Genomic DNA, 10,447 nt, shown 5'->3' with positions numbered 1-10,447 from the left:
GCCTTTCTCGCGGTTTCCACTTTACCAGATCCGTTTCGCGTTTCCGCTTTCCGTTTCCGGCCCCGATGGGCGGGTTTTTCGCGCCTTCCGGCGTGTTCACTACTTTAGCGGATTTCCTGTCCGGCGCCTAATCGGCCCGGTGGAAAGAATTTCGGCATGCCGAAATTCATCCTGTTCAGGAGTCGTGCGGTAGTGGGTGCCGCCGGTGCGGCGAGAAGTGTGCCGCAGAACCGTTACTGCTCCGCGACAACTCGAAGAACTGTACACGAGGGCCCGAGGCGTTTCAAACGCCCCGGGCCCACCTTCCGCCGCTCGTCCGCCACCAGTCGCTCAGCCACCACGAGCTCTGATCGCCGGTTACGTGCCTCCATGCCCCCGCCGGCGTGCACGGGGCCAGAAGTCGACCCGCTCAGCCGATTCCCTCCGAGGTGGTTGCGCTTCACTGCGCGCACCAGATCGAGCGGGGGCGTCGGGGCCGGGTGATGGCGCGGGCGGTCGCCGTGGCGGCTTCTCTCACGATGCGGCTTCTCTCACCGTGCGGCTGCCGTCGCCCGACGGTGGGTGGCACGCATCAGCACGGAGACGAGGTCCGCCAGGTCGAGCGCACCGACGGGATCGTCCGCGTAGCGAGTGGTCTGCAGCGGCCCCACTTCGTCCAGACGCACTCCCTCCGTCTCCAGGACGTAGGCGAGGGCCAGCAGCGCCAGGCGGGCGTTGCCGTCCGGATAGGGGTGGAAGAAGGCCACGTCGAGATAGGCCCTGGCCGCCCTGGCGGGCAGGGGGACCGCTGGGTCGCCGCTCTGGCGCAGACAGGCGGCGAAGTCCCGCCAGGTGTGTGGCGTCAGCCCGTAACGTTCCCGGCCACCCTTGGCGAAGGCGTCCCCCTGTCGCAAGCGCACGTCGGGCAGACCGAGGACCAGCTTCTGCCAGTCGCCGAGCAGGGCCGGGGTGAGCGGTTCTCCTCGCGTGGCCGCGGTGCGGGAGAGGGCCGCCGCGGTGAGCAGGCGGTCGGCGCGGGCCGGGTCGCGGTGGCGGACCGGGCCGTCACACCAGGCGACGAGTCCGTCGACGACCGGCCGCACGGGCACCGGAGCCGCCTTCGCCGAGGACCAGTCCACCTGCTCCCTGACCTGGCACCACACGGCCAGTGCGTCACCGCTCACGGTAGAACCCGCGACCGGTCAGGCGGACCGCCAGGTCCTCTCCCACCTCGTCGATGAGGATCGGGGCGGGCTCGGCCCAGCTCTTGAACCGGCCGCCGATCGCGGCATCCACCGCCTTCTTCGCCTCCTCCGGCCCCAGGCCGGTGGAGGACAGGAACCAGGTGAGCGTCGTGACGCAGAGCCCGTGCCAGCCCGCCTCGGCGTGGGTGCGGTCCACGACCGTGGTGACCAGGCGGGTCGCCGCACGCTCCAGATGCCAGCTGCGTTCCTCGGCGTCCGCGCCGGGAAGCGGGGCGAGCCGTTCGAACCGCTCGGCCATGTCCTCCAGCCAGTCACGCCACTCCAGCAACGAGGCCACGACCCGCGCGGCGGTCGGCTCCGCCTCTCCGACCGAATGCCCGTCGCAGCACCAGGCGGCGACGGGTCCACCGTTGTGGATCGACCAGTCCCACCCGCAGGCCCAGCGCCCGTAGCGCGACGTCAGGAGGGCGGTCACCGATCGCGTGAAGCGGAACTGTTCCACCCCGTCCGCACTCGTGGGAGGTGTCATCGGGGCAACCAGTGCCGCGAGGCGGGCCTCCTCGTCGTCGTCCCATTCGAAGATGTTCCGGCGAGGGTCGGCATCGGCCCACAGCAGCGACCAGGCTCGCGGTTCTTGCTCGATGGACGTGGTGTACCCCCGAAATCGGACCGTTGGCAGAACAATCGCCCGATCATGCCGGTGGGACGGAGCCCTGTCACCCGAATTACGAGCCGCCGGCACTCCCCCACGGCTTCCGGGCCTGCCCGCTCTCGGATTGCGGGCCGCGTGCTCGCCGTGGGCGGGAACGGCGAGCACGCGCGGCCTCCAGGAAGCCGGCCTCCTCACCCGCCCGGCCACCACCGACCGAGGCCGCGCCCTGCCCGCCCACCTCACCGACGAGGGCCACCGCCGCCTCGCGGCGGCCCGCTCCGCCGTCTACACCATCGACCAGCGCATGACCGACGCCGTACCGGAGGAGCGCCTCGGCCAGTTCCTGGCCGATCTTGATCGGATGGCGGCGGCGCTGGACGGGTGAGAGAGCGACGGCGGTGGGTTGTGGGGACGGCGGCTCGTCGACGAGCGAGCAGGCCAGATGGATGTCGGTCGTGCCTCAGTGCTGGATCAGGCCGCCGACCGGTACGGGCGGGACATGGCCGGTCGCCGGGAGGGACCGCGCCAGGGCGAGACCGACGTCGACCAGCGATGACCGGCGCAGGCGGGCGACGTCGGGGATCGGAGTCCAGACCGACTCGGCGGTCGCCCCGTTCGGCTCGGGCCGGAGCCGGCCGCCGGTGATACGGGCCCGGTAGAAGATGCCGACATTCTGGTGCTCGACGCCCGCGCGGGCGTCGGCTGCCGGAATCGTCCGCGAGTCCACACCCAGCAGGCGTTCGACCACCGCGTCGCAGCCGGTCTCCTCGGCGACCTCCCGGATCACCGCGTCGAACGGGTCCTCCCCGTGCTCGACCCTGCCGCCCGGGAGAGTCCAGGTGGACTGGCCCTCAGGCGACACGTAACGGGCGAGCAGCACGCGCCCGTCCTCGACGCAAACGGCGTACGCCGCCAGCCGGAAGCTCGAATGGTCCCGCCGATGCGGTTCTCCTTCGCGGCGCGCCAGGTCGCGCAGGGCGCCGGGGGCGGCGGTGAGCGCGGTCGTCGGGTCGTCGCCTTCTCGCGTGGAGACCTCCGCCGAGTCGCCCGCCACCTGCGCCTCCGTATGCCTTCCGCTGGAACAGGGCTTCTGCCGTCGAACCGTAGACACCGACGCCTGCCCGGAGCAACGGTCGAGACGAGCCGAGAGGAGCCGTCGGACCACGCCGCGCAAGTCTTTTCGCGCATGTGCCGCCAGACCTGCCGCCCGCCTCGGCTACCCGCGCAACGCTGGGGCGAGGGCGTCAGGAATCCACGTAAAAACCCTTTGTCTGGCCGCGTCGGCCGTTGGTACCTTCGCGGCGGCCGTGCGAGAGAACGAGGAGGTGGTACCCGTGAACGTATCGACGTGGGTGCTCTCCTCAGGGGTCACGGTCGGGCGATAGGTCGTCCGGGAGCGCCGTTCCAGCGCACTCCCGAAAGGCACGACCATGACCCTTCACTTCACTTGCGAACAGCGCCTCGACGACGGCGTCCTCGAACGCGGATTCACCCTCGGCGAGATCCCCGGCATCTTGTGGACGCCCGCGTCCGCCCCCGCACCGGCGCCGCTGATCCTGCTCGGTCACCCCCCGCTCGGGCTGCGCACGATGTACCCCCGGCTGGTGGCACGGGCCCGGCGCACCTTGGCGGACGGCTTCGCCGCGGCCACCATCGAACTCCCCGGGAGCGGTGACCGGCCCCGTTGGGCCGCCGCCGAGCAGGCCCGCGCCGACCTGCGCCGGGCCATGGAGGCCGGCGAGCCGGTCGGTGACGAGATCATCGACGCCCTCGTCCTCCCCCTGGTCGACAAGGCGGTCCCGGAATGGCGGGCCGCCTTGGACGCCCTCCTGTCGCTGCCCGAGATCGGGGGTCCGGTCGGGTACTCGGGCGGAGTGATCTCCATCGGCGTCCGCCTCGCGGTGGTCGAGCCGCGCATCGTGGCCGCCGGTCTCTTCGCCGGAAGCTTCGTGCCTCGCGCCACGTTCGAGGAGGCCCGCCGGGTCACCATTCCACTGCACGTCCTGTTGCAGTGGGACGACGAACGCAACGACCGGCAGGCGGCCCTGGACCTGTTCGACGCCTTCGGCTCCCAGGAGAAGTCCCTGATCGCCAATATGGGCGGGCACACCGGCGTCCCGCAGTTTGCGGGGGAGGACGCGGCCCAGTTCTTCAACCGGCATCTGAAGTGACGCTGGGCCGCCAGGCCATCGTGAGTGCCGAGCGGCGCCGGACTTCCTGTCCGGCGCCGCACGGGGTTGGTCTTGTCGCTTTTTACGGGTTTCGGGTGAGCCTGCCGAGGTGGTTTTCCTTCACCGCACGGACCAGGCCGCGTAGGGCGGTGGGGGTGGTGGTGAGGATGGTCGTGGGGGCGTCGCTCTCTCGGAGGTAAGCCTCGGCCGAGTCGGCGACCACCTCGACGCACGCTTCCGTGTGTCCTTCGCTAAAGCTGGATTTCTGCCAGACGAGGCCGCACATGACCTACTCCTTCATTGAAAGACCTCAAACCGGCCACTCTTTACTGACCGCACCATTCCGCGCAGAGCAGCCGGGCTGGTAGCGATGGCCTCTGCCGGTGCCTCGCTCTCCCGAACGTAGATGCCAGCCGAGTCGGTGGCTACCTCGACGCAGTTCGGGGCGCCCCCCTCGCTGAAACTGGACTTTTGCCAGCCAGAGCGGGCGTTCCTTCGAGTCCTACGGCATGGGACCATCGAAACGGCCCTCCCTGACCACCCGCATCAGGCTGAGCAAGACAGCAGAATCCGTAGCGATGATCTCTGTTGGCGCATCACTCTCACGGAGATACGAAGTGCCTGCCGGGCCTGCCGATATCTCTACGCACGCCTCGGTCCCCCCTTCACTGAAGCTGGATTTCTGCCACATCAAGCGAGACATTCGCACCTTCCTAGAGCATCGGATACAGGAGTTGCTGCATCAGCCCGAGCGAGTCTTTCCGTAGACGCTTCTTCCCCATCGTTTCTTCACCAACTGCCGGAAGAGCAAGTCGGCTTAGGGTCTCAAAGTCCTCGTTGTATCGGGTGAGAGAAACCTCATCGCCCAGGTAGACGGTGCCGTGGACTTGAGGCACCGCTACCGTCCCCAGCCTTGAGATGCCTGGCTCGAACAGAATGAACGGTGTGCCGTAAGGGACTGGGCCGTCAAAGGGCAGTACCTGCACCGTGACGTTTGGGAGTCGGGCCATTTCGATCAGCTTGAGCAACTGATCGCGCATGACCTCGCCGTCGCCCAGTGTCGGACGCAGTGCGGCCTCGTGCATGATCGCGCGAAATTGGAGGGCTTGGTTCTTGGTGAGCGCCTCTTGCCGCCGCATGCGGAACTCGATGGCAGTCTCGTGCCACTCGTACGTGTTCCTGCTGTAGCCGTGGTGATGGATGGCTGTGGCGTACTCCCGTGTCTGCAAGAGCCCCGGCACGAACAATGGCTCGTACCCGCTGAGCTTGCGCGCGCTTGCCTCAAGCTCGGCGTAGTCCAAGAAGGACGCCGGCAGTCTCTCCCGATACTCGCTCCACCACCCCTTCCCCGAAGCCTGCCCCAGCTCAATCAGCGCATCGATGTAGGTTCCATCAATAAGACCTGACGCGCTTGCCAGTGAGCGCAGGCGCTCCTCCGACAGGCTCGTCCGGCCCGCTTCGATGTTGCTGAGGTGGGGCGGCTTCATGCCGAGGAGCGACGCGGCCTCGGCGACCGACAGGCCCGCGCTCTCGCGCAGCTTGCGCACTTCGGCGCCGAATCGCCGTTGGCGGCCTGTGGGGTTGGCCCTGAGTCCCATGCACCCCTCCCTGATCGAGCGTCAGTCTTGCGCAATGCTACAGAGGGGGAACGGAGAGCGACCATCACTTTCCGCTACGAGGTTGTAACCGTAAGACCATCTCGCTACGGTACGTGTGGCGCCAGTCACAGCAGGAACACAGCCCTGGAGGCGGCCCTATGCGCACGTCCGACGACACCTGGTCCTACGGCATCTTCGTCCCCCACGACCCCCGGGCGGTCGGTGTCGTCAGAGCGGCGCTGCGGCGGATTCTGGAGGACGCGAGCCTCCACTGCCTGATCGACACCGCCGAGCTGATGGTCTCGGAGCTCGTCACGAACGCGTACCGCTACACCACCAAGGACGCGTACGTCAGCATCGACCGTTCGCCGTACGACCTGACCATCGCCGTGTGGGATACCGGCGGCGGAGCACCGACACCACAGGCGCCCGAGGCCGGGGACGTCGGTGGGCGCGGGCTCGGGATCGTGCAGGCGTGTGCGGACGCGTGGGGGGTGCGGGACTACCCCAACGGGAAGTCGGTGTGGTTCACGCTCACGCCGAAGGCCGCGTAAGCAGCAGCGCACAAAAAGGGAAGCGCCCGGGGTCACAGCCAACCCCGGGCGCCTCGGGCCCGTACGGACAGCCCCGCACGGACGATCATGTGGGCGGGACGGACGGGCCGGGCCCGCCGCCCCGTAAGAGAGCTACGCCGCCCCCACCACGTCCTTCTCCTCCGCGAAGTGGCACGCGGAGGCGTGGGCCGCGAGCGAGTCGGACGAGGCGAACCGCTCGGGGATCGCCAGGACCGGGGTCTCCTCGGCGCACTTGTCCTGGGCCTTCCAGCAGCGGGTGCGGAAGCGGCAGCCGGACGGCGGGTTGGCCGGGGAGGGAACGTCGCCGGACAGGATGATGCGTTCGCGGCCGGTGCGGGACTCCGGGTCGGGGACCGGGACGGCCGACAGCAGCGCCTGGGTGTAGGGGTGCGTCGGGTGGTCGTAGATCTCCTCGTCCGTACCGATCTCGGCCATCTTGCCGAGGTACATGACGCCGACCCGATCCGAGATGTGCCGGACGATGGACAGGTCGTGCGCGATGAAGACGTAGGACAGGTCGAACTCGTCCTGGAGCTTCTCCATCAGGTTGACGACCTGGGCCTGGACGGAGACGTCCAGGGCCGAGACCGGCTCGTCGCAGATGATGATCTCCGGGTTGAGCGCGAGGCCGCGGGCGATGCCGATGCGCTGGCGCTGGCCGCCGGAGAACTGGTGCGGGTAGCGGTTGACGTACTCGGGGTTGAGGCCGACGACGTCCAGCAGCTCCTGCACCTTGCGGCGGCGGTCGCCCTTGGGGGCCACCTCGGGGTGGATGTCGAAGGGCTCGCCGATGATGTCGCCGACCGTCATCCGGGGGTTGAGCGAGGTGTACGGGTCCTGGAAGACCATCTGGATGTTGCGGCGGACCTCCTTCAGGGCGCGGCCGGACAGCTTGGTGATGTCCTGGCCCTTGTAGAAGACCTCGCCGGCGGTGGCGCGCTCCAGGTTCATCAGGAGCTTGGCCACGGTGGACTTGCCGCAGCCGGACTCGCCGACGATGCCCAGCGTCTCGCCCCGGTAGAGGTCGAAGGAGATGCCGTCGACGGCCTTGACCGCGCCGACCTGCTTCTTGAACAGGATGCCCTGGGTCAGCGGGAAGTGCTTGACCAGGTTGCGGACCTGGAGGATCGGCTCGCCGCGCTCGGCGACCTTCGCGGCGCCCTGCTTGGTGAGGGAGGCCGCGTCGGTGGCGGGCTTCTTGCCGAGGCCCGCCTTTTCCGGAGCCTTCGTGAGGGCCGCGTCCTTCTTCACCGGCTGGGACGACGACCCGTTCGGCTTCTTGGGCTCAGCCATGGAGCGTCTCCTTCCAGAAGTGGCACGCGCTGCCGCGGGCCTCGCCGACCGTCTGCAGCGCGGGGATCTCCGTACGGCAGATGTCCTGCGCCTTCGGGCAGCGCGGGTTGAAGGCGCAGCCCTGCGGGATGCGGAGCAGGTTGGGCGGCAGGCCCTTGATCGCGTACAGCTCCTGGCCCTTCTGGTCCAGGCGCGGGATGGAGTCCAGCAGGCCCCGGGTGTAGGGGTGGGCCGGGTTCTTGTAGAGCTCGCGGACGGGAGCGTGCTCCACGATCCGGCCCGCGTACATGACGGCGATCTTGTCGGCCACGTCCGCGACCACGCCGAGGTCGTGCGTGATCAGGATGAGGCCCATGTTGTACTCGCTCTGGAGCTCCGCGAGCAGGTCCATGACCTGGGCCTGGACGGTGACGTCGAGCGCGGTGGTGGGCTCGTCCGCGATGATCAGCTCGGGTTCCAGGGCGAGCGCCATCGCGATCATGATGCGCTGGCGCATACCGCCGGAGAACTGGTGCGGGTAGTCGCCCACCCGGCTCTTGGCGGCCGGGATCTTCACCCGGTCCATCAGCTCGATGGCCTTGGCCCGGGCGGCGCCCTTGGACAGGCCGCGGTGGACGCGGAACATCTCGCCGAGCTGGTAGCCGACGGAGAGCACCGGGTTCAGGGCGGACAGCGCGTCCTGGAAGATCATGGCGATCTTCGCGCCGCGCACCCGGCGGCGCTGCTCGCCGGACATCTTCAGCAGGTCATGGCCGTGGAAGAGGATCTCGCCCTGCGGGATCTTCGCCGGCGGCATGTCGAGAATGCCCATGATCGCCTGCGCGGTGACGGACTTGCCGGAGCCGGACTCGCCGAGCACGGCCAGCGTCTCGCCGGGGTTCACGCTGTAGTTGACGCCGTTGACGGCCTTGGCGACGCCGTCCCGGGTGTGGAACTCCACGTGCAGGTCGCGGACTTCCAGCAGCGGGGCTGCGGGGTCGGTCCCGGCGTCCGGCCGGGGCGCGTCCGCGGTCTTTTTGACGGTGGTGGTCACGTACGCCTCCCTCAGCGCAGCTTGGGGTCGAGGGCGTCGCGCACCGCGTCGCCGAGCATGATGAACGCGAGGACGGTGATGCTGAGCGCACCCGCGGGCCACAGCAGCATGTGCGGCGCGTTGCGGACGTCCTTCGCGGCCTCGGAGATGTCGATGCCCCAGGAGACCGTCGGCGGCTTGAGGCCGACACCCAGGAACGACAGGGTCGCCTCCAGAGAGACGTACGTACCGAGCGCGATGGTCGCCACGACGATGACCGGCGCCAGCGCGTTCGGCATGATGTGCCGCAGCAGCATGCGCGAGGTGCTCGCGCCCAGGGCGCGCGCCGCCTGCACGTAGTCCTGCTGCTTGACGGTGATCACCGAACCGCGCGCGATACGGGCGATCTGCGGCCAGCCCAGGATCGCCATCAGCAGCACGACGGTGAAGATCGAGCCGCCCTTGATGACGGACAGGAAGACGATGCCGCCGAGCAGGATCGGGATGCCGAAGAAGATGTCGCCGACCCGGGAGAGGATCGAGTCCCACCAGCCGCCGAAGAAGCCGGCCAGTCCGCCCATGAGGCAGCCGAAGACGGCGGCGAGGAGGGTGGTGCCCACGGCGACGATGACCGAGGCGCGGGCGCCGTGGATGGTGCGCGCGTAGACGTCGCAGCCCTGGGTGTTGAAGCCGAAGGGGTGGCCGTCGGTCGCGCCCATCTTGGACTTGGTGATGTCGCAGGCGTACGGGCTGGTGCTGGTCAGCAGGGTCGGCCAGATCGCGATGACGACCAGGAAGAGGATCAGCACGGCCGAGATGTAGAAGATCGGGTTGCGCCTGAGGTCGCGCCAGGCGTCGCCCGCCAGGCTGCGGGGCTTCTCCGCCTTCAGCTCCACGTTGACGATCTCGGCCGAGGCCACGGAAGCCTGGGTCTGCAAGGAGGAATCAGGCATAACGGATCCTCGGGTCCAGGACCGCGTAGAGCAGGTCGACGAGCAGGTTGGCGGCGAGGAAGACGACGACGAGGATGGTCACGAAGCCCACCACGGTCGGCGAGTTCTGCCGCAGGATGCCCTGGTAGAGCTGGTAGCCGACGCCCTGGATGTTGAAGATCCGCTCGGTGACGACGGCGCCGGCCATCAGGCCGCCGATGTCGGTGCCGAGGAAGGTGACGACGGGGATCAGCGAGTTGCGCAGCAGGTGGACGGTGACCACGCGGCGCCGGGGCAGGCCCTTGGCGGTGGCGGTGCGGATGTAGTCCGCGCGCAGGTTCTCCGCGATCGAGGTGCGGGTGAGCCGGGAGACGTAGGCCAGCGAGACGCCCGCCAGCACGATGCCGGGCAGCAGCAGCTCGTCGAAGGTGACGTCGATGGAGACCGCCGGGGCGGCCCAGCCGAGCTTCACGCCGATGAAGTACTGCAGCACGTAACCGGTGACGAACGTCGGGATCGAGATCACCAGCAGCGTGAAGATGAGCACGCCGGTGTCCGCGAGCCGGCCGCGGCGCATGCCCGCGATGACGCCGAGCGTCAGGCCGACCACCAGCTCGATGACGAACGCCACCAGCGTCAGCTTGATGGTGTTCGGGAAGGCGTTGCCCATCAGTTCCGAGACCGGGGTGCCGTTGAAGGACGTACCGAAGTCGCCCTGGAAGATCCCGGCCATGTACTGCAGGTACTGGCTCCACAACGGGTCGTTGAGGTGCAGGGACTCCCGGATCTGCGCGGCGGTGGCCGGGTCCGGTGTCCGGTCTCCGAACATGGCGGCGACGGGATCACCGATCGCGTAGACCATGACAAAGATCAAGAAAGTGGTGCCGATGAAGACGGGCACCATCTGGAGCAGTCGTCGTATGACGTAGCGCCCCATGTGTCCTCCAGAAGAGCGCCGACGCGGGGGCGGGGCCCCCGCCGCGGCCGGCAGGGGGGGCCACCACGGCGCCCCCAAGCGGCTGGCAGTTGA

Annotated in this window: 14 protein-coding genes; 3 read left to right on the top strand and 11 right to left on the bottom strand. The window is 68.7% G+C overall.

Annotated features, from left to right (window positions below):
• Positions 1 to 530: 530 nt before the first annotated feature.
• Together ABZX96_RS37640 and ABZX96_RS37635 are read right to left on the bottom strand one after the other, a co-directional pair.
• Entirely contained in the window at positions 531 to 1,163 is a 633-nt protein-coding gene (locus ABZX96_RS37640) for a hypothetical protein (RefSeq protein WP_355554053.1), read from the bottom strand.
• Positions 1,153 to 1,713 (bottom strand): hypothetical protein, encoded by a 561-nt coding sequence (locus tag ABZX96_RS37635; RefSeq protein WP_355554050.1) that lies wholly within the window; start codon positions 1,711 to 1,713, stop codon positions 1,153 to 1,155. Before ABZX96_RS37635 ends, ABZX96_RS37640 begins: the two co-directional genes overlap by 11 nt.
• Positions 1,714 to 1,960: 247 nt before the next feature.
• Between ABZX96_RS37635 and ABZX96_RS37630 the strand changes: the two genes are divergently transcribed.
• On the top strand, positions 1,961 to 2,221 hold the full coding sequence (locus ABZX96_RS37630; protein ID WP_355554047.1) for a hypothetical protein: 261 nt from the start codon (positions 1,961 to 1,963) through the stop codon (positions 2,219 to 2,221).
• A gap of 75 nt (positions 2,222 to 2,296) precedes the next feature.
• Here the strand turns inward: ABZX96_RS37630 and ABZX96_RS37625 are convergent, their stop codons facing one another.
• Positions 2,297 to 2,803: an NUDIX hydrolase gene (locus ABZX96_RS37625; protein ID WP_355554062.1), complete on the bottom strand. Its 507-nt coding sequence runs from the start codon at positions 2,801 to 2,803 to the stop codon at positions 2,297 to 2,299.
• A 463-nt stretch (positions 2,804 to 3,266) separates the two neighbouring features.
• Here ABZX96_RS37625 and ABZX96_RS37620 point away from each other — a divergent pair, with 463 nt between their 5' ends.
• Positions 3,267 to 4,007 (top strand): alpha/beta hydrolase, encoded by a 741-nt coding sequence (locus tag ABZX96_RS37620; protein ID WP_355554044.1) that lies wholly within the window; start codon positions 3,267 to 3,269, stop codon positions 4,005 to 4,007.
• Between the two features lie 82 nt (positions 4,008 to 4,089).
• On the opposite strand, the gene ABZX96_RS37615 is transcribed toward ABZX96_RS37620, so the two are convergent.
• The 4 genes from ABZX96_RS37615 to ABZX96_RS37600 are packed head-to-tail and all read right to left on the bottom strand — an operon-like array spanning position 4,090 to position 5,605.
• Positions 4,090 to 4,293 (bottom strand): DUF397 domain-containing protein, encoded by a 204-nt coding sequence (locus tag ABZX96_RS37615; protein WP_355554041.1) that lies wholly within the window; start codon positions 4,291 to 4,293, stop codon positions 4,090 to 4,092.
• A gap of 11 nt (positions 4,294 to 4,304) precedes the next feature.
• Positions 4,305 to 4,526: a DUF397 domain-containing protein gene (locus ABZX96_RS37610; protein ID WP_355554038.1), complete on the bottom strand. Its 222-nt coding sequence runs from the start codon at positions 4,524 to 4,526 to the stop codon at positions 4,305 to 4,307.
• On the bottom strand, positions 4,510 to 4,698 hold the full coding sequence (locus ABZX96_RS37605; RefSeq protein ID WP_355554059.1) for a DUF397 domain-containing protein: 189 nt from the start codon (positions 4,696 to 4,698) through the stop codon (positions 4,510 to 4,512). The genes ABZX96_RS37610 and ABZX96_RS37605 overlap by 17 nt, the downstream gene beginning before the upstream one ends.
• A gap of 22 nt (positions 4,699 to 4,720) precedes the next feature.
• Positions 4,721 to 5,605 carry a helix-turn-helix transcriptional regulator gene (locus ABZX96_RS37600; RefSeq protein WP_355554035.1) on the bottom strand — a complete coding sequence of 295 codons (885 nt, stop codon included), beginning with the start codon at positions 5,603 to 5,605 and terminating at the stop codon, positions 4,721 to 4,723.
• 158 nt (positions 5,606 to 5,763) lie between these two features.
• Between ABZX96_RS37600 and ABZX96_RS37595 the strand changes: the two genes are divergently transcribed.
• Entirely contained in the window at positions 5,764 to 6,159 is a 396-nt protein-coding gene (locus tag ABZX96_RS37595) for an ATP-binding protein (protein WP_355554033.1), read from the top strand.
• Positions 6,160 to 6,291: 132 nt separating this feature from the next.
• On the opposite strand, the gene ABZX96_RS37590 is transcribed toward ABZX96_RS37595, so the two are convergent.
• The 4 genes from ABZX96_RS37590 to ABZX96_RS37575 form a co-directional block, all read right to left on the bottom strand.
• A complete protein-coding gene (locus ABZX96_RS37590) occupies positions 6,292 to 7,473 on the bottom strand; it encodes a dipeptide ABC transporter ATP-binding protein (RefSeq protein WP_355554030.1) in 1,182 nt (393 codons plus the stop codon).
• On the bottom strand, positions 7,466 to 8,437 hold the full coding sequence (locus ABZX96_RS37585; protein ID WP_355554056.1) for an ABC transporter ATP-binding protein: 972 nt from the start codon (positions 8,435 to 8,437) through the stop codon (positions 7,466 to 7,468). Before ABZX96_RS37585 ends, ABZX96_RS37590 begins: the two co-directional genes overlap by 8 nt.
• A gap of 80 nt (positions 8,438 to 8,517) precedes the next feature.
• The gene (locus ABZX96_RS37580; protein ID WP_355554027.1) at positions 8,518 to 9,438 is read right to left on the bottom strand and encodes an ABC transporter permease; all 921 of its coding nucleotides are present in this window, start codon (positions 9,436 to 9,438) and stop codon (positions 8,518 to 8,520) included.
• The gene (locus ABZX96_RS37575) at positions 9,431 to 10,354 is read right to left on the bottom strand and encodes an ABC transporter permease (RefSeq protein ID WP_355554024.1); all 924 of its coding nucleotides are present in this window, start codon (positions 10,352 to 10,354) and stop codon (positions 9,431 to 9,433) included. Before ABZX96_RS37575 ends, ABZX96_RS37580 begins: the two co-directional genes overlap by 8 nt.
• Between the last annotated feature and the right edge of the window lie 93 nt (positions 10,355 to 10,447).

Origin of the sequence: Streptomyces sp. NPDC003077 (genome assembly GCF_040611095.1) — a bacterium.
In the GTDB taxonomy this organism is placed as follows: Bacteria; Actinomycetota; Actinomycetes; order Streptomycetales; family Streptomycetaceae; genus Streptomyces.
Note: the sequence above shows the minus strand (reverse complement) of the source record. Positions and strands in the feature narration are given on the sequence as shown.